Source organism: Amycolatopsis sp. NPDC049252 (assembly GCF_043197175.1).
Classification (GTDB): Bacteria; Actinomycetota; Actinomycetes; order Mycobacteriales; family Pseudonocardiaceae; genus Amycolatopsis.
Map to the genome: position 1 here is coordinate 74,829 of NZ_JBICSQ010000004.1, position 20,400 is coordinate 95,228.

Sequence of the window (20,400 nt, forward strand, 5' to 3'; positions counted from 1 at the left end):
GAGGTGCTCCCAGGAAGACGTGGTCAGGCCGATTTCAGTGTAAACGGTCCGGACATGAGTCAGGCCCCGCCCGACGTGGTTCTGACCACTTCGGACAGGGCCTGAAGTTCTTTCACTGCGCTAGCAGGCATCCGGCAGCGCGAGGATCTCCGTGAGCACGCGGGCGCCGTCACCGCTGCGGCGCCACAGCCACCGCTCCGGTTCGAAGATGTTCTCCTCGGTTCCGGGCATCCGCGTCGCCACCACGTCGTCCTCGGCGTTGAGCCGGACCACGTCGACGACGTCATCGTGCACCCGCACGCCGACGACGGCGAGAACCTCACCACGCTCGTCGGCGGGGTGGACGAACTGGTAGCCGCGAGCCACCAGCTCCTGCAGTCCGGTCTCGATGTCGAAGGCGGGGGCGACGACCTCAGCCGAGGACATCGTCGAACTCACCGTCCTTCGCGCCCGCGAGGAACGCCGCCATCTCGGCACGGGTGTACACGAGCGCGGGACCGGTCGGGAAGCGCGAGTTGCGCATCGCGATCTCACCGCTGGACAGGGGGGCGACCTCGACGCAGTTGCCGACGGCGCCGCTGTAGCTCGCCTTACGCCACGCGGCACCGGACAGCCGGTCGGCCGGGATGCCGTTCTCGAATCGCTCAGCCATGGTCCCACCTTCTCGATGCGGAAGCTGTCGAGGCAATGCATCTCCATCTGCATGTGCATTTGCCCGCGTATCGGAGGCTAGCACGTGTGCCTGCAGCGGTAAATGCACGTGCAGAATTTCTTGCAAACTTGTCCCGTAGTGAAGGATCACCAGGTCAGTGTTCATCTAATGGGTGATAGAAACGTTCCCGAACGGGCTAGTCGCTACACGTGGTTACCGCTGACCGGTACCTCGTCGATACCGTCGAACGGGTCTCAGATCTCCTGGCGGCGCTTCGCCAGCATCGACCGGCTGCGGTCGGGCGTCTCCGCGTCCACCGCGAGCATGTCCAGCGCGCGGCTGTACTTTTCGATCTCTTCGCGCTTCTCGATGTAGTGCGCGCCGGTGAGGTACTCGACGTAGGCGATGTTCGGCAGTTCCGGTTCGCCGAACCGCAGCAGCGAAAACGCGTGCTCCGCGGACAGCCCGCTGCGCGAGAACGGCAGGACCTGCACCGACACGTGCGGCAGCGCGCTCATCTCGAGCAGGTACTCGATCTGCTGCTTCAGGACCTTCATGCCGCCGATCGGCCGGTGCAGCACGGACTCGTCGAGCACCATCCAGACGCGTGGCGCGTCCGGCCTGCTGAACATCTTCTGCCGCCGCATCCGCAGCGCGACCAGCTGGTCGACGCGGTCGTCGGCCATCTCCGGACGGCCGTGGCTGAAGATCGCCCGCGCGTACCCCTCGATCTGCAGCAGGCCCGAGACGTAGAGCGGCTCCCAGATCTGGATCCGCGCCGCGGCCTCTTCCAGGCCGACGAGGTCGGTGAACCAGTTCGGCATCGTCTCGCCGAACCGCCGCCACCAGCCTGGTTCGTTCGACTGCTTGACCATGTCGAGGAAGGTCTGGCGCTCGTTCGGGTCGTCGACGCCGTACATCGTCAGCAGGTCGGTGACGTCGCGTTCCTTGAAGCCGACCCGGCCCAGTTCGAGGCGGCTGATCTTCGATTCGGACCCGCGGATGTTGTAGCCCGCCTGCTGGCGCGTGACCCCGGCCTCTTCACGGAGCCGGCGCAGCTGCGAGCCGAGGATCATCCGGCGCGCCGTGGGGCCGATGTTCTGTTCAGCACTGGACGCGTTCACCGCGTTCATTCCCGGACCTTCCGCGCGTCAGTCACCAGGGGGCTCTAGCCCGACTACCGAAAGTACACGTTGGGCCGTCCTGCGCAAAGAGGTGACCCGGTTTACCGCATGCGTGTGTAGTCCTACTCTACGTAGAGTACGAGACTTTCGACACAGAACTTGCGAGGTTCAAGATGCCCGACGCCGCGACCCGGACCGAACGCGTTCCCGTCGGAGTGGACCCGACCCGCGCGAGCATCGCCCGCGTGTACGACGCGTTTCTGCTGGGTAAGGACAATTACGAGATCGACAGGGAGGTCCTGAAGCAGGTGCAGCGGGCCGCCCCCGAAGCGCAGGACCTCGCCTTCGAAAACCGTGGTTTCCTCATTCGCGCGTGCCGGTTCCTCGCGGGCCAGACGGGGATCACCCAGATCCTCGACCTGGGGTCCGGTCTGCCGACCGCCGAAAACACCCACCAGGTCGTCCAGCGGATCAACCCGGAGACCCGCGTCGTCTACGTCGACAACGACCCGGTCGTGCTCGCCCACGGGCGGGCGCTGCTCGAGGAGAACGAGCACACCCACTTCGTCGCCGAGGACATCTTCGAGCCGGCGCGGATCCTCGAGAACGAGGTCGTGCGCGAGCACATCGACTTCAGCCAGCCGCTGATCCTGTTGCAGATGGGCACCCTGCACCACTTCAAGGGCGAGCGGGAGCGGCCGGCGGAGATCATGAAGGAGTACGTCGACGCGCTGCCGTCCGGTTCCTTCGTCGGGCTCAGCCACTTCTTCGACCCGGAGAACGAAGACTCCGAGACCGCGCGCCGCATGGAGGACTTCTTCGTGCACAGCCCGATGGGCTCCGGCACGTTCCGGACGCAGAAGGAGATCGAGGAACTGTTCCCCGGCCTCGAAATGGTCGATCCCGGCGTGACGCTGTGCGCCGACTGGTGGCCGGACGGCCCGCGCCTCAAGGAGCTCAACGTCGCGCAGCGCACCATCGCCGGCGGCGTCGGCCGCAAGCCGTAACTAGACGCGGACCAGCGGGAGCCACTGCGAGAGGTCGGCCCGGGTGCCCGAAGCGGACACCCGGCCGCCGGCCACCGCAGTGGTCCAGTCCAGTAGGCCCGTGGCGAGTTCCAGCCACGTGCGCGGGTCCGTCTCGATCACGTTGGGCGGGGTGCCGCGCGTGTGGCGCGGCCCTTCCACGCACTGCACCGCGGCGAACGGCGGCACCCGGACCTCGACCGTCCGGCCCGGGGCGTCCGCCGCGAGCGTGCGCAGGCTGAGCCGGACCGCGGCCGCGAGCTCGGCGCGCGCGGGATCCGGCGCGTCCCCCTGCAGCCACGGGAAAATCGCCTGCACCGCCGCACGTAACTGTCCGGGGTCGACCGAACGCGAAGAGGCCATGGGCAAACAGTAGAGTGGCGCACCAAGAGTTTTCAGGCACACCCGAGAACGTGGGGATGACGATGGCGCAGCGGGACGAGGCAGATCGGATGGTTTCGCAGCAGCCCACCGGAAGCGGAGCGGATCGCCCCGGCAAGCACGGCAAGCACAGCCGTCCGGCGCGGCGCGGCGGCCAGCAGGCCCGGCGCTCCGGCAAGCACGGCACGCCCGAGATCACCGAGGAGATGCGTGCGAACGCCCGCGCCAACCCCAACAGCTGGCTCTACGTCATCGACGAGGCCTTCGACCCGAACGGCCCGGTGCCGTCGTGGGCGGTCGTCGGCGCGTACCCGGTGAACGGCACCGGTGACGTCGTGGCCGACTTCCACCCCAACGACCGCTACCGGCCCTCGCCCAAGGCGCTCGGGTTCCCGGAGCCGTCGAACGACCTCGAGCAGCTGCTGCAGCTCGTCCGCACCGAGCACCGCCCGCCGTCGGACCTGCCGAAGGTCGTCCTCGACTCGACGCTGTTCGTCTACGCGATGTCGCCGGTGCAGCGCACGGTGATCGGCTTCCACAACACCGACGGCCGGGTGATGGTGCCCGCGTACACGCGCAAGGCGCTGGTGCCGCGCGAGTGGCCGCACGCGCGGGCCGTGGTCGGCCGCGACATCGTCAGCCTTCTGGGTGGTCACCCGGTCGCGATCAACCCGCACGACCTGATCACCGCCGTCGTGCCCGCCGAGCACCTGCTGAAGGCCCTGGCCGACGAGCAACAGCGCTGACGTCGTCACCCTCAAGCCCCTCACACTTTCGAGTGGCACCGGGTAGCCGATCCGGCGACGCGGGTGCATCGTGAGGCTCAATGAGACTCACGGGACCGGTGGGGGGCAAGAGGGTGCTGGGCCGTTTTCAAAGAGGCCGTTCGCTGCCGCTCCTCGCCGCCGCCGCGCTCCTGGTCGCCGGACAGACGCCCGCGAAAGCCATCGATCTCTACGAGGGCGCTGAAGACCACTACGCGGGCTCGCAGATCGCCAAGGTCGAGGGCGTCGAAGCCCTGCCGGACGTGCTGTACGCGGCCGACGACCAGCAGCTCGGCCACGACGTCAGCGGCCACCAGGGGCCAGTCGACTGGGGCGGCGCGGCCGGCGCGGGCGCGAAGTTCGTCTACGTCAAGGCGACCGAGGGCACCGGCTTCGTCAACCCGCAGTTCGCCCAGCAGTACAACGGGTCCTACGACGCGGGGCTGATCCGCGGCGCCTACCACTTCGCCCGGCCGGACGTCTCCGACGGCGCGTCGCAGGCGCGCTACTTCCTGGCCCACGGCGGCGGCTGGTCGGCCGACGGCCGGACCCTGCCGGGCGCGCTCGACGCGGAGTACAACCCGTACGGCGAGACCTGTTACGGCAAGGACGCCGCCGGCATGGTCCGGTGGCTCAGCGACTTCTCCGAGACCTACCGCGCGGCCACCGGCCGGTACCCGACGATCTACACGTCCACCAGCTGGTGGAAGCGGTGCACCGCGAACAACGGCGGTTTCGGCGCCAACCCGCTCTGGATCGCCCGCTACAACACCTACATCGGCGAGCTGCCGGCCGGCTGGGGCGTGCACACGATCTGGCAGTTCGCCGACCGCGGCACGCTGCCCGGCGACCAGAACTGGTTCAACGGCGCGGCCGAGCGCCTGCGGGCGCTCGCACTGGGCTGAACGGCGCAGCGTTATCGGTAATAGGTGTTAACCGGTCACCAATTGACGATCAACTTCCCGAGAAAATCACCCACGCGTATACCCAATTTCACGGAACTGAGTGACAAACCCCGGGTGCGTCGCTAACAATCGTGCGCGGGCGGCTACCTGCAGTAAGCCGTCCTCAGCGAGGGTATCTGTGAAGGGATTCAACGATGTCCACTTCCCGAAGAGGGCGGCTGTTCGCTGCCCTGGTCGTCCCCGCCACGCTGCTCCTGCTCGGCAGCACGGTCCAGGCGACGGCCGCGACCTTCTCCCCGGAGGTCGACCCGGTGACCGCGATCAACGCGGACATCGCCGTGCACAACCACGACATGGGCTCGCAGATCCGGCGCGTCGAAGGTGACAAGTCGACGCCGGACACGCAGAAAGCCGCGCAGCAGCCGCAGCCCGGCCAGGCCATCCCCGGCCAGGTGCTGGCCACGGTGGCCGGCATGGACGTCGCCAGCTACCAGGGCAACGTCGACTGGGCGAGCTGGTGGAACCAGGGCAAGCGGTTCGTCTGGACCAAGGCCACCGAAAGCACCAGCTACACCAACCCGTACTTCGCCCAGCAGTACAACGGCTCCTTCAACCAGGGCTTCATCCGCGGCGCCTACCACTTCGCCACCCCGAACACCGCCAGCGGCGCGGCCCAGGCGAACTACTTCCTCGCCCACGGCGGCGGCTGGTCGAGGGACGGCAAGACGCTGCCCGGCGCGCTGGACATGGAGTACAACCCGTACGGCGCCACCTGTTACGGGCTGAGCCAGGCGGCGATGACGTCGTGGATCCTCGACTTCCACGACACCTACCACGCCAAGACCGGACGCTGGCCCGTGATCTACACGTCGCAGAGCTGGTGGAACCAGTGCGTCAGCGCCGACTTCTCCAGCACGGCCCCGCTGTGGGTGGCGCGGTACTCCTCGTCGGTCGGCGCCCTGCCCTACAACTGGGGCTTCTACACCGTCTGGCAGTACACCTCGAGCCCGCTCGACCAGGACACCTTCAACGGTGCCATCGACCGGCTCCAGGCTCTCGCCAACGGCTGATCCACTCCACGCCGGCTCCCGGTTGTGACGACTTCGCGTCGTCGCGGCCGGGAGCCGGTTTCATGCCGTACCGTCCGAGCTTGCAGAATGCTGCTCACGACGTCCTGGGGGAACCGCTCGCGTCCGCCGGGCGTCGGATGCGCACGAACACCCAGCGCCCGGAAGGCATGACCCATGACGTACCCGCCTCAGCCGGGCCAGCCCGGCCAGCCCGACCCCTACGGCCAGCAGCCGCAGTCCGGCGGGTTCCCGCAGCAGCCGTACCCCCAGCAGGGCGGGTGGGACCCCAACCAGCAGCAACAGCCGTACCCGACGCAGCAGTACCCGCAGGGCTGGGACCCGAACCAGCAGGGCTACCAGCAGCCGGGCGGCTACCCGCAGCAGCAGGGCTGGGGTGACCCCAACCAGCAGCAGGGCTGGGCCGACCCGAACGCCCAGCAGCAGCAGGCGTGGGCCGACCCGAACGCGCAGCAGTACGGCCAGCAGGCGTGGGACCCGAACTCGGGCGGCCAGATGTCCGGCTGGGACCAGCAGGGTGGCTACGGTCAGGGCTTCGGCGGGCCGCCGGCGCCGCCGAAGCAGAGCAAGACCGGGATGTGGATCGCCGTCGGCGCCGTCGTGGTGCTGGTGCTGGCCGGCCTGGGCATCACCGGCTTCGTCGCGCCCGGGTTCTTCCTGTCGAAGGACAGCAACAACACGGCGGCCCCGGCGTCGAGCTCGTCGAAGCCGTCGACGCCGAAGTCCACCCCGAAGAAGACGACGCCGAGCACCAAGGCGTCGACGCCGGGCGGCAGCTCGGGCACCGGGCAGGGCAAGGTCGTGCTGCAGGGTTTCATCGACAAGCTGAACGCCGGTGACAACCAGGCCGCGATCGCCATGGGCTGCTCGGACTCGAAGGACCTGCTCGACTCGTGGCTCAAGACGTTCCTCAAGTCGCCGCTGCAACTGGAGCTCGGTGACGTGCCGGACGACGAGTACCTGGTCGAGGGCCAGGTCACGGGCACGTCCGCCGGCAAGTCCGTCAAGGGCACGCTGAGCGCGACGAACTTCGACGACAAGGGCTTCTGCGTCAGCACGATGCTGGTGTCCTGAACTGGTGAAACCGTGGCGATCACCGCTGGCGTGGACGTTCGCCGCGTCACTGGTGCTGCTGCTCGGGGTCGGCGGCTGGTTGCTGACCGACCCCGCCACCAGCCGCAGTGACGCGCTGAAGACCGGCGGCCTGGCCGGCGGGGCGATCGTGGCGCTGTACGCGCTGTGGCTGAACGACCGGCGCCGCCGCGTCGAGGAACGTCGCCAGGACATCGAGCGGCAGCGGCACGAGCTCGAGTCGCAGCGCGCCGAACAGGACCGCGAGCGGGTGGCGGACGAGCGGTTCGCGAAGGCCGTCGAGCTGCTCGGCCACGCGGCCGACCAGGTGCGGGTGGGCGCGCTGCACGCGCTGGCGGGCCTGGCCCGCAACCGGCCGTCCTACACGCAGACGGTGCTGGACGTGCTGTGTTCCTACCTGCGGCGGCCCTTCACGCACCCGCGGTACAACCCCGAGCTCGATCGCAAGAAGCGCGACGACACCCGAGGCACGCCCGAGGAAGAGCAGGAACTCCAGGTCCGGTTGACCGCGCAGCGGCTGATCCGCGAGCTGCTGCCGCCGGTCGACCGGCCGGACGCCCCGAGCTACGACCTCGATCTGACCGGAGCGGTCGTCGAATACCTCGATCTCTCGGGTTGCCGGATCGGCGGCCTGCTGCTGCGGTACGCGGCGCTGCACAGCAGCACCAACCTGAGCGGCTGCCGCTTCACCGGCCGGGTCTACTTCACGGCGGCGGGCACCGACGGGGGCCGGCTCATCGGCAACTTCCGTTGCCGTGGCGCGGTTTTCGAAAGCCACGCCTGGTTCAGCGGCACCCGGTTCGCCGAACTCGCGGACTTCACCGAAACGACCTTCGCGGGCCCGACCACGTTCAAGGACGCGGTGTTCCTCCGTGACGCCGTTTTCCACGACGTGCGCGTCACCGGGGAGCTGGACCTGCGGCGAACCCACTTCGAGGGTCAGACCGACCTGCGGTTCGCCGTCCTGCCCAGGTCGGTCTCGCTCTACAACACGCGAGTCCAGTCCGAAAAGGACGTTCAACTGCCTCCTGGGTGGGCGCGCGAAGAGCTGCTCGACGGCGACGAGCGGATCGTCGCCGAGCACTAGCCGATCTTCAGGACCAGTTTTCCCCGTGCCTGCCCGGACTGGCTCAGCTTCGCGGCCGTGCGCCAGTCCTCCAGGGCGAACGTCCGGGCGACCGGGACCGAGAAGCGTCCCTCGGCCGCCAGCCGGGCGTACTCGCCGAGGACGTCCGTGCGCAGCGCGGCGTGGGCGTCGGGCCCGCCGCCGCGGGCGCCCAGCTCGTTGGCCGCGGCGAAGTCGCTGAGCGTCAGCACGTGCTCCGGCGCCTCGACGGTGCGGATGAGGCCGGGCAACGCGTTGCTGACCGGCGCCGTGTCCAGGACGAGGTCGACCGGGCCGCCCGCGAGGGCCCGGACACGCTCGGGCAGACCGTCGCCGTAGCTCGTGACGTCGGCGCCGGCGGCGCGCAGGGCGTCGGCGTAGGTCTCGCCGGCGGTGGCGATCACCCGCGCGCCGCGCCCGATCGCGATCTGCACCGCGGCGTACCCGACGGTCGTGCCGGCGCCGTGCACGAGCACGGTGGTGCCGGCACGGACGCCGAGGACGTCCAGCCCGCGGTAAGCCGTCTCGACCGCCATCGGCAGCGCGGCCGCGTCGACCGGGTCGAGCGCCGGTGGTCGCGGGAACCAGACGTCGAGCACGGCCTGCTCCGACGCGCCGGCGGTCGGGCCGCGGAACGGCGCCGGGCCGAACACCGCGTCACCGATGCCGACGCCGGTCACGCCGTCACCGAGCGCGTCGACCGTGCCGGCCACCTCGAGCCCGATCCCACGCGGCAGGTCACCGGCGAAGAGCCCGCGGCAGAGGGCCCAGTCCGCCGGGGTCAGCCCGCAGGCCTGGACGTTGACGCGGATCTGCCCTGGTCCAGGGGCCGGGATGGCGGCGTCTTCGACCCGCAGGACGTCCTGCGGGTCGCCGTGCTCGTGGAAGCGAAGGGTGCGCATGGGTCTCCTCCGAGAGTGATGACAACAGATGCTGTCGTCACTCACGCTACCAGAGTGACGACAGCATCTGTTGTCGTTAAACTCGGGCCATGGCTCGCTGGGAAGGCAACACGCGCGGCCGGCTCGAGCGCGCCGCCCTGGACCTGTTCACCGAGCAGGGCTACGACCGCACGACGATCGCGCAGATCACGCGGCGCGCGAACCTCACCGAGCGGTCGTTCTACCGCTGGTTCAGCGACAAGCGCGAGGTGCTCTTCGCCGGCGACGAGCTGGAGGAGCGTTTCGTCGCCGCAATCGCCTCGGTTCCGGCGGGCACCGGCGCGCTGCCGACGCTGCTGGCCGCGTTCGCGGTGACGCCGGAAGTGCTACGGCCACGAGAGTTCCTGGACGAACGGGCGGCGGTCATCGCGGCTAATCCGCCGTTGCAGGAACGGGAACTGATCAAGCTGGTGTCACTTTCGCAAGCGCTCACGGCAGCTTTGGAGCGACGCGGGTGTGATAGGCCGACGGCGCGGCTGGCCACCGACGCCGGGATGGCTGTGCTGCGCTTGGCCACCGAGCGATGGCTGGCGGGTGAGGACACCGACTTCGCGCGGCTGCTCGCGGCCGGTGCGGCGGAGCTGCGCGCCATCACCGCGTCGAGCTGAGCAGGCCCCGTTTCCGACAGGTCTCAGCAAAGCCGTGTCGTTGCGGGCAGGCGCGGCTCCCCGTGCCGGGCATCCGAGAACCTCGGCTTCCCCGCCATAGCAAGGGAGAACCGGCTGCACAGGGTCCAGCAGCCCCCACCCTCCCCGGGGGGCGTCCCCGGGTCCAGTCTATCGGCGCGGGCCGACGAAACCCCGGCAATCGCTCGCCAAACCCCGGCTTGTCCACAACCGAGCCAGGCTGTGGACAAGCCGGGATCCGCGTCAGTCGAACAGGGCCGGGAGCGTCTTCTCCCAGGCGGTGCGGAGCTCGTCGAGCGTGAACTCCGTGATGTCCTGCAGCTCCAGCGTGCCTGACTCCGGATCGACCACGCCGGTCTTGCGCCACGGGAGGCCGCGCGCGGTGCACATCTCCGTGAAGCGCAGCTCCTCCGTGCGCGGGACCGCCACCAGCACGCGGCCCGACGACTCGGAGAACAGCTGGACGAACGGGTCCTGGTCGCTGTCGAGGAAGACCCGGGCGCCGCACTGTCCGATGAGGACGGTCTCGACGAACGCCTGGATCAGGCCGCCGTCCGAGAGGTCGTGCGCCGCCGAGATCATGCCGTCGCGGGAACCCGCCACCAGGATGTCCGCCAGCAGCTTCTCGCGGGCGAGATCCACGCGGGGCGGGACGCCGCCGAGGTGGCCGTGCAGCTCGCGGGCCCACGCCGAGCCGTCCAGCTCGTCGTGCGTTTCGCCCAGCAGCAGCAGGGTTTCCCCCGCCTCCGCGCCGATGCCGGTCGGGATGCGGCGGGTGACGTCGTCGATCACGCCGAGGACGCCGATCACCGGCGTCGGCAGGATCGCCGTCGACCCGGTCTGGTTGAAGAAACTCACGTTGCCGCCGGTGACCGGGATGCCCAGCTCGACGCAGCCGTCCGCGAGACCGTGCACGGCCTGCTCGAACTGCCACATCACCCCCGGGTCGGTCGGCGCGCCGAAGTTCAGGCAGTCCGAGACCGCGACCGGGGTGGCGCCGCCGGTCGCCACGTTGCGGTACGCCTCCGCAAGCGCCAGCTGCGCGCCGCGGTACGGGTCCAGGTAGACGAACTTGCTGTTGCAGTCCGTCGCCACCGAGACGCCGCGGCCACTCGACTCGTCGATCCGGATCATGCCCGAGTCGGACGGCTGCGACAGCACCGAGTTACCGCGCACGTAGCGGTCGTACTGCGACGTCACCCATTCCTTCGACGCCTGGTTCGGCGACGAGATGAGCTTGAGCACGTCCGCCCGCAGTTCGTCCGGAGTGGACGGACGCGGCAGGTTCGCCGAGGTGTCGGTGATCAGTGCGTCCTGAAAGGACGGTCGCTCGATCGGCCGGTCGTACACCGGGCCCTGGTGGGCAACGGTGTGCGCCGGGACGTCGACGACGACCTCGTCGTTCCAGGTGATCACCAGGTGCTCGCCGTCGGTGACCTCGCCGATGTCGGTGGCGATGACGTCCCACTTGCGGCAGACGGCCATGAACGCCTCGACGTTCTCCGGCGAGACGACCGCGCACATGCGCTCCTGCGACTCGCTGGAGAGCACCTCGGCCGGCGTCATCCCGGTGGCGCGCAACGGAACCCGGTCGAGGTAGATGTGCATGCCGCCGTCACCGGCCGCGGCCAGCTCGGACGTCGCGCAGGACAGCCCGGCGCCGCCGAGGTCCTGGATGCCGACCACGAGGTCCTGGGCGAACAGCTCGAGGCAGCACTCGATGAGCACCTTCTCGGTGAACGGGTCGCCGACCTGGACGCTCGGGAGCTTCTTGCGGCCGCCCGACGACTCGTCACCCGAAAAGGTGTCACTCGCCAGGACGGAAACGCCGCCGATGCCGTCGAGACCGGTGCGGGCGCCGAACAGGATGATCTTGTTGCCGGTGCCGGACGCGAAGGCCAGGTGCAGGTCCTCGACGCGCATCGCGCCGACGCACAGCGCGTTCACCAGCGGGTTGCCCGAGTACGACGGGTCGAAGACCAGCTCGCCGCCGATGTTCGGCAGGCCGAGGCAGTTGCCGTAACCGCCGACGCCGGCGACGACACCGGGCAGCACGCGCTTGGTGTCAGGGGCGTCGGCCGGGCCGAAGCGCAGCGCGTCGGCCACCGCGAGCGGCCGCGCGCCCATCGCCATGATGTCGCGCACGATGCCGCCGACGCCGGTCGCGGCGCCCTGGTAGGGCTCCACATAGGACGGGTGGTTGTGGCTCTCCACCTTGAAGGTGACCGCCCAGCCCTCGCCGATGTCGACGACGCCCGCGTTCTCGCCGATGCCGGCCAGCATCTTGGCCTTCATCTCGTCGGTCGCGGTCTCGCCGAAGTAGCGCAGGTGCTTCTTGGAGGACTTGTAGGAGCAGTGCTCGCTCCACATCACCGAGTACATGGCCAGCTCGGCGTCGGTGGGCCGGCGGCCGAGGATCTCCCGGATGCGGGCGTACTCGTCGTCGGCGAGCCCGAGCTCGCGATAGGGCTGGGTGTGGTCCGGGGTCGCCCCGGCCCGCTCGGTGGTGTCAACGGTGCTGGTCACGGTGTCCGTGTCAGGGTTCGCCACGGCCGCCAGGATACGTGCCGGGCCCGGGTGCCCCGGACACTGGGCCGCCCCACCGGATCGTGGCCTTCCGGGTGTGACGGAGCAGACAACCCGAGTGGGCGAAGATCCCGCGGGAGCCGTGGCGGAAGGCTCGCGCGGAGTAGCTTTCCCGGTCCCGGATCGGCTGATCCGGGACTGCGGCAGACGGGCGACCGGCGCGGTGCGCAGCCACCGAGCGGAGGCGCGGCCGCAGGCGGGCGCGCGAAAATCGGTCGCCTTCGGCGGGGCATCGGCTTACCGTCGGGAATCGTGCTTTCCGCCACATATCCCTTTCCGCCGCTGCGGCTGCCCGCACGGCCGACCGCGAGCCGCTTCCTGCTCGCCGTGTTCCGGGCCCGGCTCGGCACGGTGCTGGGCGCGGCCTCGATCGGTGTCGTGTGGGCGCTGCCGGGCGCCCTGCTGCCCCTGGTGATCGGCCAGGGCATCGGCGCCATCACCGCGCACGACGGGGCGGGAGTCTGGCGCTGGGCGCTGGCCGCGGCCGCGCTCGGGGTCGTGCAGACCCTGTCCGGGACCTGGCTCCACTTCGTCGACTACGCCCTGTGGATGCACGGGGCGGGTGCCACCCAGCGGGCCGTGTCGGCGCACACCACGCGCGTCGGCGCCGGCCTGCGCGAGAAGACCACCACCGGCAACCTCGTCGCGATCACCACCACCGACGTCAACCACATCGGCAACGCCACCGCGATGGGCGGCCGGGCGTTCGGTTCGATGCTGGCGTTCGTCGTGGTCGCGGCGTGGCTGATCTCGACGTCACCGCTGCTCGGCGTGATCGCCCTGGTCGGCGTGCCGCTCGCGGTGCTGGGCATCGGGCCGCTGCTCGCGCCGCTGCAGAAGCGCAAGGCGGCGCAACGCGAGCAGCGTGGTGACGTCAACGCGCTCGGCGCGGACATCGTGTCCGGCCTGCGGATCCTGCGCGGCATCGGCGGCGAACGCCGGTTCTTCGCCCGGTTCCACGAAGCGAGCCAGCGAGTCCGGGGTGCCGGTGTCGAGGTCGGCAAGGCCGAAGGCTGGCTGGCCGCGGCCGAGGTCGCGCTGCCGGGGCTCGTCACCGTGGTGATCACCTGGCTGGGCGCCCGGCTGGCCGTCGAGGGCACGATCGGCATCGGGCAGCTGGTGGCGTTCTACGGCGTTTCGGCGTTCCTCATCTGGCCGGTCTCGACGGCGACGGAAGCGGTCGGGGCGGTCACCTCCGCACTGGTGGCGTCGCGGAAGGTGGCGGCGCTGCTGGCGCTGCGCCCGAAGCTGGCCGACCCGGAGACGCCGGTGCGCCTGCCCGACGGGCCGCTGGAACTGGTCGACACCGAGTCCGGTGTGCGCGTCGCGGCCGGGCGGCTGACCGTCGTCGACTTCGGCGCCGCGGGCGAGGCGGTGGCCGACCGGCTGGCCCGGTTCGCCGACGCGGCCGACGGCGAGGAGGTGCTGATCGGCGGTGTCCGGGCGGACGAAGTCGCGCTCGCCGAGCTGCGCCGCCGGATCGTATACGCGCACAACCAGGACATCTGGTTCTCCGGCGTGCTGCGCGAGCAGCTCGCACCGGCGCGCCCGGGCGGCGTCAGCACCACCGAGGCGCTGTTCGCGGCGGACGCCGACGACATAGTCGAGGCGCTGCCCGACGGCGTCGACGAGGTGATCGGCGAACGCGGCCGTGAGGTGTCCGGCGGCCAGCGGCAGCGGCTGAACCTGGCCCGCGCGCTGGCGGTGGACGCGGACGTCCTGGTGCTCGACGAGCCGACGTCGGCGGTCGACGCCCACACGGAGGCCCGGATCACCGAGCGCGTCGCCGAGCTGAGGCGCGGCAAGACGACAGTGGTGTTCAGTCAAAGTCCACTGTGGACACACGTGGCCGACGAGGTCCGCACGGCGAAGGGGGTGACGGTGTGAAACGGCTTCCCACGGCGTCCCGGCGGGACGTCCGCCGCTGGGCGCTGAAGACGGCGGCGGGCCACAAGCGCGAGTTCGGGCTGCTGCTCGGCGCGCTCTGCCTGTCGACGCTCATCGGGCTGGCCGGGCCGCAGCTGCTGGGCAAGCTGGTCGACGACGTCGCGGCGGGCACCACGACCGTCGAGGTCGACGTGCTCGCGGCGGTGTTCGTCGTGATCCTGCTGCTGCAGGCGGTGGCGCGGAAGGTCGCGCGGCTGCGCGGGGCGGTGTTCGCCGAGCTGGTGCTGGCCGAGACCCGCGAGGAGTTCGTCGGGACGGCGTTGCAGCTGCCGCTCGGCACGGTCGAGGCGGCCGGCACCGGCGACCTGCTCAGCCGGGCCACGACCGACCTCGGCCGGATCGACCACGCGGCGCGGTTCGCGGCGCCGGAGATCCTCGTCGCGACGGTGACGGTGGTGCTCACGGTCGTCGCCATGGTGCTGACGTCGCCGCTGCTGGCGCTGGGCCTGCTGGTCGCGGTGCCGCTGCTGGTGAGCGTCAACGTCTGGTACCAGCGGCGCATCCCGGCGCGGATGCAGTGGATGCTGGACCGCTGGGCGGACCTGACGACCAGCGTCCACGAGACGGCGGAGGGCGCCCGCACGATCGAGGCGCTCGGGCTGACCGAACGCCGGGTCTCGGCGGCGCACGACGCGCTCGACCAGGGCATCCTCGGCGAACGCCGGATGCGGGCGCTGCAGATGCGGTGGCTGCCGTCGCTGGAGATCAGCTACGTGCTGCCCCTGGCCGTGATGCTGCCGCTCGGGTTGCTGGCGTACACGCGCGGCTGGGCCGGGCTGGGCGAGATCACCACCATGCTGCTGTACATGCAGGCGATGGCGGCCCCGCTCAACGAGGCGCTGTTCTGGCTCGAGGACTTGCAGGTCGCGGCGGCCGCGGCCCGCCGGATCCTCGGCATCCGCGAGGCGGCGGCCGAGGAGGCACCGAAGGTCACACAGGTGCCACGCGGGCGCGACATCGACGTCCACGACGTCCGGTTCGCCTACACCGCCGACCGTGAGGTGCTGCACGGCATCGACCTGCGCGTCCCGCGCGGCGAGCGGCTGGCGATCGTCGGGCCGTCCGGCGCGGGCAAGTCGACGCTCGGCCGGCTGCTGGCCGGCATCGCGACGCCGTCGTCGGGCTCGGTGCGGATCGGTGGCCAGGACGTCTCGGCGCTGGCGGACGACATCCTGCGCGGCGAGGTGCTGCTGCTGACCCAGGAGCACCACGTGTTCTCGGGGACGCTGCGGCAGAACCTGGCGCTCCCGGCGCGACGCGCGGAGGGCGACTGGACGGACGAGGAGCTGACGTCGGCCCTGGCGTCGGCGGGCGCGTCCGACTGGGTCGCGACCCTGCCGGACGGTCTCGACACGAAGATCGGCTCGGGCGCGCACCCGGTGCCGGCGTCGGTCGCGCAGCAGCTGGCGCTGGCCCGCGTCGTGCTGGCGGACCCGCACACGCTGGTGCTCGACGAGGCGACGTCGCTGCTGGACACGGGCTCGGCGCGTGACCTGGAGCGGTCACTGAACAGCGTGCTGGCCGGGCGCACGGTGATCGCGATCGCGCACCGCCTGCACACCGCCGCGGCGGCCGACCGCGTCGCGGTCGTCGAAGGCGGCCGCATCACGGAGCTGGGCCCGCACGCCTCGCTCCTGGCGGCCGGTGGTTCGTACGCGCGACTGGTGGCGGCCGCGAGCTGACCTGTCGTTCGGACAAGGAGTGAGAGGTCATCGTTCGTGATGACCGCGCCGGATCGCGCGCCGCGGGCCGACTCGGCACTGGCCCGCAGTCGGTGCTCGTGCGGGTCCGGCCGGAGAAGTGGCTGTCGAACGACCAGACCCTGGCCTGTGGACAACCCGCGTCCACCGGCCCGGAACTGTCGGCGCCCCTCGGTAGCATGATCACCGGGGGGCGCCGCCCGGCCTCAAGCCTTGATCAGCGCGTCCACCGCGCTGAAGAACATGCCGAGCCCGTCGTCCGACGGGCCGGTCAGCGCGTCGATCGCGTGCTCCGGGTGCGGCATGAGCCCGACGACCCGGCCGTTTTCGCTGCGGATGCCCGCGATGTCGTTGCGCGACCCGTTCGGGTTGCCGCCCACGTACCGGAACACGACACGGCCCTCGGCCTCGAGCGCGTCCAAAGTGGACTGCTCGGCCACGTAGCAGCCGTCGATGTTCTTCATCGGGATGAGGATCTCGGCGCCCTGCTCGTACCGGGTGGTCCACGCCGTCTCGGTGTTCTCGACGCGTAGCCACTGGTCGCGGCAGATGAAGTGCAGGCCCTGGTTGCGGATCATCGCACCCGGCAGCAGGCCGGCCTCGCAGAGGATCTGGAACCCGTTGCAGATGCCGAGCACCGGCATCCCGGCCCGCGCCGCCTCGATCACCGACGTCATGACCGGCGCGAACCGGGCGATCACGCCCGCGCGCAGGTAGTCGCCGTACGAGAAGCCGCCCGGGACGACGACCGCGTCGACCCCGCGCAGGTCCTCGTCCGCGTGCCACAGGGGCACCGCCTCGGCGTCGGCGTAGGTGACCGCGCGGGCCGCGTCGCCGTCGTCGAGGGTGCCGGGGAAGGTGATGACGCCGATGCGCGCGCTCACGCGTCCACCCGCGTGATGGTCCACTGCTCGATGACCGGGTTCGCGAGGAAGCCTTCGGCGATCTTCTCGAGGGTCGCGTCGTCGACGGTGTCGTCGACCTCGATCTCGAAGTGCTTGCCCTGGCGGATCTCCTTGATCCCGGTGAAGCCGAGACGGCCGGCGGCGCCGAGCGCGGCCTGTCCCTGCGGGTCGAGGATTTCGGGCTTCGGCATGACGTCGACGACGACTCGGGCCACGGCAGGCTGCTCCTTATTCACGCAGGTCGTGGGTACCCGGCGAGCATAGTTCACGCAGTCGGCCGCCCCGCCGCCCAGGTGGCGAGGGCCACCGGAAAACCTAGACTGGCCGACGGCGCGGCGCTGCGCCATGATGAGTCGTTGACATCGCGCCAACAGCGAGTGGAGGCACCGTGGCCGTCCAGGACTCCTATGACTACGTGATCGTCGGTGCGGGCAGCGCCGGGTGCGTGCTGGCGAACCGGCTCACCGAGGATCCGTCGGCGCACGTCCTGCTGCTCGAAGCGGGCGGCGAGGACACCGCCGACGAAATCCACATCCCGGCCGCCTTCCCGTCGCTGTTCAAGACCCGGTGGGACTGGAACTACGAGACCGTCGAGCAGAAACACACCGGCAAGTCGGCGTACTGGCCGCGCGGGAAGATGCTCGGCGGCTGCTCGTCGATCAACGCGATGCTCTACATCCGCGGCAACCGCGCCGACTACGACGGCTGGCGCGATTCCCACGGCGCCGAGGGCTGGGGCTGGGACGACGTCCTCCCGTACTTCAAGCGCGCCGAAGGCAATCAGCGGCACGGCGGACCGCTGCACGGCACCGACGGGCCGCTGAACGTCGAGGACCGCCGGTTCACCCACGAGCTGTCGAGCGCCTGGGTCGACTCCGCCGTCGCGTGGGGCCTCAAGCGCACCGACGACTTCAACGGCGAGAGCCAGGAGGGCGCCGGCCTCTACCAGGTGACCTGCAAGAAGGGCCGCCGCTGGTCGACCGCCGACGCCTACCTGCGCCCGGCGATGGACCGGCCGAACCTCACGGTGAAGACCGGCGCGCAGGCCACCCGGATCGTGTTCGAGGGCACCCGCGCCGTCGGAGTGTCCTATTTGGACAGCGGCGTCGAGCGTACCGCGCATGCGTCAGCCGAGGTGCTGCTCAGCGGCGGTGCGGTCAACTCGCCGCAGCTGCTGATGGTCTCCGGCGTCGGCCCCGCCGAGCACCTGCGCGAGCACGGCGTCGACGTCGTCGTCGCGCTGCCCGGCGTCGGCGAGAACCTGCACGACCACCCGGCGTGCGGGCTCACCTGGTCCACCCGCGGCACCACCGACCTGGTCGACGCCGCGACGCCGGCCGGTCTCGTCCGCTACCAGCTGACCAAGCGCGGGCCGCTGACGTCGAGCATCGCCGAGTCGGGCGCGTTCTTCCCGACCGGCGACGGCCTGCCCGCGCCGGACATGCAGATCCACGTCGCGCCGACGCTGTTCTACGACAACGGGCTGCGCGAGCCGACCGTCGCCGGGTTCACGTCCGCGGCCACCGTCGTCGACGTCGCCAGCCGCGGCCGGCTGCGGCTGAAGTCGGCGAATCCGTTGTGGAAGCCGGAAATCGACCCGGCGTACTACGCGGACTCGAAGGACATGGACGTGATGGTCGCCGGGCTGAAGGCGCTCGTGGAGATCGGTCGCACCGGGCCGCTCACGAAGTTCCTGGACAAGCCGTTCCTGCCGGATCGCCACGACCTGACCGACGCCGAGTTCGCCGAGCACGTCCGCGAGAACAGCCAGACGCTGTACCACCCGGTCGGGACGTGCGCGATGGGCACGGGCGAGCAGGCGGTGGTGGACCCGCAGCTGCGGGTGCGCGGGGTCGAGGGGCTGCGGGTGGTGGACGCCTCGGTGATGCCGGTGGTGCCGCGCGGGAACACCAACGCGCCGACGATCATGGTGGCGGAGAAGGCGGCGGACCTCATCCGGGGGCGGTGAGGTCGGGCCGCGGCCCCCGGTATCCAGTTTACCGGGGGCTACCGACGGTTCCGGGGTCGTGGAGCCGAGTTGTCCACAACCCCGGCCCGGTCAGCGCTTGCCGTGGAGGATGGTCACCAGTTTGACGACCAGGGCGTCCGTGGATTCCTTGCGGGTGAACGACGTCAGGGTCAGCGGGGCCGTGAAGCGCTGGCGGGCGATGGCCTTCGTGCGGGCGAACTCGCGCAGGCCCTCCGGGCCGTGGATGCGGCCGAAGCCCGAGTCGCCCACGCCGCCGAACGGCAGGGACGCGATGCCCGCGAACGACAGCGGCGCGTTGATCGACGTCATGCCCGTGCGCAGCTTCTCCGCCAGCTCGACGCCGCGGGACTTCGAAAAGACCGTCGAGCCCAGGCCGTACTTCGTGCTGTTCGCCTTGTCGATCGCTTCGTCCATGTCGCGGACCTTCGCGATCGTCACCGTCGGGCCGAACGTCTCCTCCGTGACCGCTTCGGAGTCCTCCGGGACGTCGATCAGGACCGTCGGCTGGGCGTACCGGTCGCCGACGGACTCCTCGCCGCCGAGCACCGCCTTGCCGCCGCGGGCCAGTGCGTCCTGGATGTGCCGCTTGATCACGCCGAGCTGCGACGGCATCGTCACCGGGCCGTACTGCGCGGCCTCGTCCGAACCCGCGCGCACGTCCTTCGACTTCTCGACGACCTTCGCGACGAACTCGTCGTGGACCTTCTCGTGGACGTACACCCGCTCGACGCCGATGCAGGTCTGTCCCGAGTTGGAGAACGCGCCCCAGACCGTCGCGTCGGCCGCGGCGTCGAGGTCGGCGTCCGCGTCGACCAGCACCGGGTCCTTGCCGCCCGCCTCGATGACGACCGGGGTCAGCGTCTCGGCCGCCGCGGCCATGATGCGCTTGCCGGTGGCCGTCGAGCCGGTGAAGGCGATCTTGTCGACGCCGGCGCCGACCAGAGCCGCGCCGGTCTCTCCGAAGCCGGTGATCAGCTGGAGCACCGGCTGCTGCGGGACGATCTCGGCGAACGCGTCGACCAGCCACTTCCCGACGCCCGGGGTGTACTCGCTGGGCTTGAAGACGACGGCGTTGCCCGCGGCGAGCGCGTACGCGATCGAGCCCAGCGGCGTGAACACCGGGTAGTTCCACGGGCCGATCACGCCGACGACGCCGAGCGGCTGGTACTCGACGGTGGCCGCCTGGTTCGACATCAGCAGCCCGGCCGAGCGCTTCTGCTTGCCGAGGATCTTCTTCGCGTGCTTGCCCGCCCACGCGATGTGCTCGATGGCCAGGACGCTCTCGAGCTGCGCGTCGGCGATCGGCTTGCCGGTCTCGTCGCGCACCACCTGGCACAGCTGGGCCAGCCGGCGGGTCAGCACGCCCTTCCAGGCGCGCAGCCGCTCCGCGCGCCCGGCGAAACCGAGGTCCGCCCACCACTGTGCCGCGACACGAGCCCGCGCGACGGCGGCCTGCACGTCTTCCGCGCTATGCACGGGGTAGGTTCCGACGACCTCGTCGGTCGCCGGGCTCAGCGAGTCGAAGGTCTCGCCGAGGGACGTCGGCTTCGGCTGGACGGCAGTCATCGG

The 20,400-nt window shown here is 70.6% G+C and carries 19 protein-coding genes; 10 read left to right on the forward strand and 9 right to left on the reverse strand.

Features of this window, described 5'->3' with window-relative positions; genetic code table 11:
• Window positions 1-120: 120 nt before the first annotated feature.
• The 3 genes from ACGFMK_RS08030 to ACGFMK_RS08040 form a co-directional block, all read right to left on the reverse strand.
• Window positions 121-426, reverse strand: coding sequence for a hypothetical protein (locus ACGFMK_RS08030; RefSeq protein ID WP_392759507.1), 306 nt, complete (start codon window positions 424-426; stop codon window positions 121-123).
• Window positions 413-652, reverse strand: a complete 240-nt coding sequence (locus ACGFMK_RS08035) for a DUF397 domain-containing protein (RefSeq protein WP_392759509.1) — start codon at window positions 650-652, stop codon at window positions 413-415. Before ACGFMK_RS08035 ends, ACGFMK_RS08030 begins: the two co-directional genes overlap by 14 nt.
• A 254-nt stretch (window positions 653-906) precedes the next feature.
• Complete coding sequence (locus ACGFMK_RS08040) at window positions 907-1,785, reverse strand: helix-turn-helix domain-containing protein (RefSeq protein ID WP_392759510.1); 879 nt, start codon at window positions 1,783-1,785, stop codon at window positions 907-909.
• Window positions 1,786-1,949: 164 nt separating this feature from the next.
• Here ACGFMK_RS08040 and ACGFMK_RS08045 point away from each other — a divergent pair, with 164 nt between their 5' ends.
• Complete coding sequence (locus ACGFMK_RS08045) at window positions 1,950-2,783, forward strand: SAM-dependent methyltransferase (RefSeq protein WP_392759512.1); 834 nt, start codon at window positions 1,950-1,952, stop codon at window positions 2,781-2,783.
• On the opposite strand, the gene ACGFMK_RS08050 is transcribed toward ACGFMK_RS08045, so the two are convergent.
• Entirely contained in the window at window positions 2,784-3,164 is a 381-nt protein-coding gene (locus tag ACGFMK_RS08050) for a sterol carrier family protein (protein ID WP_392759514.1), read from the reverse strand.
• A gap of 56 nt (window positions 3,165-3,220) precedes the next feature.
• Here ACGFMK_RS08050 and ACGFMK_RS08055 point away from each other — a divergent pair, with 56 nt between their 5' ends.
• The 5 genes from ACGFMK_RS08055 to ACGFMK_RS08075 all read left to right on the forward strand — a co-directional run bounded on the left by ACGFMK_RS08055 (window position 3,221) and on the right by ACGFMK_RS08075 (window position 8,118).
• Window positions 3,221-3,928: a type VII secretion system-associated protein gene (locus tag ACGFMK_RS08055; protein WP_323324700.1), complete on the forward strand. Its 708-nt coding sequence runs from the start codon at window positions 3,221-3,223 to the stop codon at window positions 3,926-3,928.
• An 80-nt stretch (window positions 3,929-4,008) separates the two neighbouring features.
• A complete protein-coding gene (locus ACGFMK_RS08060; protein WP_392759515.1) occupies window positions 4,009-4,851 on the forward strand; it encodes a lysozyme in 843 nt (280 codons plus the stop codon).
• Window positions 4,852-5,045: 194 nt separating this feature from the next.
• Entirely contained in the window at window positions 5,046-5,921 is an 876-nt protein-coding gene (locus ACGFMK_RS08065) for a lysozyme (protein WP_392759516.1), read from the forward strand.
• Window positions 5,922-6,095: 174 nt separating this feature from the next.
• Window positions 6,096-7,013, forward strand: coding sequence for a hypothetical protein (locus ACGFMK_RS08070; RefSeq protein ID WP_392759517.1), 918 nt, complete (start codon window positions 6,096-6,098; stop codon window positions 7,011-7,013).
• Window positions 7,014-7,017: 4 nt separating this feature from the next.
• Entirely contained in the window at window positions 7,018-8,118 is a 1,101-nt protein-coding gene (locus tag ACGFMK_RS08075) for a pentapeptide repeat-containing protein (protein WP_392759518.1), read from the forward strand.
• On the opposite strand, the gene ACGFMK_RS08080 is transcribed toward ACGFMK_RS08075, so the two are convergent.
• Window positions 8,115-9,038, reverse strand: a complete 924-nt coding sequence (locus ACGFMK_RS08080; protein ID WP_392759520.1) for an NADP-dependent oxidoreductase — start codon at window positions 9,036-9,038, stop codon at window positions 8,115-8,117. The two genes, ACGFMK_RS08075 and ACGFMK_RS08080, sit on opposite strands and share 4 nt — an antisense overlap.
• 89 nt (window positions 9,039-9,127) lie before the next feature.
• On the opposite strand from ACGFMK_RS08080, the gene ACGFMK_RS08085 reads away from it, so the two are divergent.
• Window positions 9,128-9,685, forward strand: a complete 558-nt coding sequence (locus ACGFMK_RS08085; RefSeq protein WP_392759522.1) for a TetR/AcrR family transcriptional regulator — start codon at window positions 9,128-9,130, stop codon at window positions 9,683-9,685.
• A 261-nt stretch (window positions 9,686-9,946) separates the two neighbouring features.
• Here the strand turns inward: ACGFMK_RS08085 and purL are convergent, their stop codons facing one another.
• Complete coding sequence (purL, locus tag ACGFMK_RS08090) at window positions 9,947-12,253, reverse strand: phosphoribosylformylglycinamidine synthase subunit PurL (protein ID WP_392759523.1); 2,307 nt, start codon at window positions 12,251-12,253, stop codon at window positions 9,947-9,949.
• 288 nt (window positions 12,254-12,541) lie between these two features.
• Here purL and ACGFMK_RS08095 point away from each other — a divergent pair, with 288 nt between their 5' ends.
• Window positions 12,542-14,176, forward strand: coding sequence for an ABC transporter ATP-binding protein (locus ACGFMK_RS08095; RefSeq protein ID WP_392759525.1), 1,635 nt, complete (start codon window positions 12,542-12,544; stop codon window positions 14,174-14,176).
• Complete coding sequence (locus tag ACGFMK_RS08100; RefSeq protein ID WP_392759527.1) at window positions 14,173-15,918, forward strand: ABC transporter ATP-binding protein; 1,746 nt, start codon at window positions 14,173-14,175, stop codon at window positions 15,916-15,918. Before ACGFMK_RS08095 ends, ACGFMK_RS08100 begins: the two co-directional genes overlap by 4 nt.
• 224 nt (window positions 15,919-16,142) lie before the next feature.
• Here the strand turns inward: ACGFMK_RS08100 and purQ are convergent, their stop codons facing one another.
• Together purQ and purS are read right to left on the reverse strand one after the other, a co-directional pair.
• Window positions 16,143-16,820, reverse strand: a complete 678-nt coding sequence (gene purQ, locus ACGFMK_RS08105; protein ID WP_392759528.1) for a phosphoribosylformylglycinamidine synthase subunit PurQ — start codon at window positions 16,818-16,820, stop codon at window positions 16,143-16,145.
• A complete protein-coding gene (gene purS / locus ACGFMK_RS08110) occupies window positions 16,817-17,056 on the reverse strand; it encodes a phosphoribosylformylglycinamidine synthase subunit PurS (RefSeq protein WP_086675945.1) in 240 nt (79 codons plus the stop codon). The genes purQ and purS overlap by 4 nt, the downstream gene beginning before the upstream one ends.
• A gap of 173 nt (window positions 17,057-17,229) precedes the next feature.
• Here purS and ACGFMK_RS08115 point away from each other — a divergent pair, with 173 nt between their 5' ends.
• Window positions 17,230-18,810: a GMC family oxidoreductase gene (locus ACGFMK_RS08115; RefSeq protein ID WP_392759530.1), complete on the forward strand. Its 1,581-nt coding sequence runs from the start codon at window positions 17,230-17,232 to the stop codon at window positions 18,808-18,810.
• 90 nt (window positions 18,811-18,900) lie between these two features.
• Here ACGFMK_RS08115 and ACGFMK_RS08120 read toward each other — a convergent pair whose 3' ends face one another.
• Window positions 18,901-20,397, reverse strand: coding sequence for an aldehyde dehydrogenase family protein (locus ACGFMK_RS08120; RefSeq protein WP_392759532.1), 1,497 nt, complete (start codon window positions 20,395-20,397; stop codon window positions 18,901-18,903).
• Window positions 20,398-20,400 lie beyond the last annotated feature (3 nt).

Coding starts and splice junctions, on each gene's coding strand:
- ACGFMK_RS08060 (WP_392759515.1), top strand. CDS start 4,009: ATGAGACTCACGGGACCGGTGGGGGGCAAGAGGGTGCTGGGCCGTTTT.
- ACGFMK_RS08035 (WP_392759509.1), bottom strand. CDS start 652: ATGGCTGAGCGATTCGAGAACGGCATCCCGGCCGACCGGCTGTCCGGT.
- ACGFMK_RS08055 (WP_323324700.1), top strand. CDS start 3,221: ATGACGATGGCGCAGCGGGACGAGGCAGATCGGATGGTTTCGCAGCAG.
- ACGFMK_RS08045 (WP_392759512.1), top strand. CDS start 1,950: ATGCCCGACGCCGCGACCCGGACCGAACGCGTTCCCGTCGGAGTGGAC.
- ACGFMK_RS08120 (WP_392759532.1), bottom strand. CDS start 20,397: ATGACTGCCGTCCAGCCGAAGCCGACGTCCCTCGGCGAGACCTTCGAC.
- ACGFMK_RS08080 (WP_392759520.1), bottom strand. CDS start 9,038: ATGCGCACCCTTCGCTTCCACGAGCACGGCGACCCGCAGGACGTCCTG.
- ACGFMK_RS08065 (WP_392759516.1), top strand. CDS start 5,046: ATGTCCACTTCCCGAAGAGGGCGGCTGTTCGCTGCCCTGGTCGTCCCC.
- ACGFMK_RS08070 (WP_392759517.1), top strand. CDS start 6,096: ATGACGTACCCGCCTCAGCCGGGCCAGCCCGGCCAGCCCGACCCCTAC.
- ACGFMK_RS08030 (WP_392759507.1), bottom strand. CDS start 426: ATGTCCTCGGCTGAGGTCGTCGCCCCCGCCTTCGACATCGAGACCGGA.
- ACGFMK_RS08040 (WP_392759510.1), bottom strand. CDS start 1,785: ATGAACGCGGTGAACGCGTCCAGTGCTGAACAGAACATCGGCCCCACG.
- ACGFMK_RS08050 (WP_392759514.1), bottom strand. CDS start 3,164: ATGGCCTCTTCGCGTTCGGTCGACCCCGGACAGTTACGTGCGGCGGTG.
- ACGFMK_RS08085 (WP_392759522.1), top strand. CDS start 9,128: ATGGCTCGCTGGGAAGGCAACACGCGCGGCCGGCTCGAGCGCGCCGCC.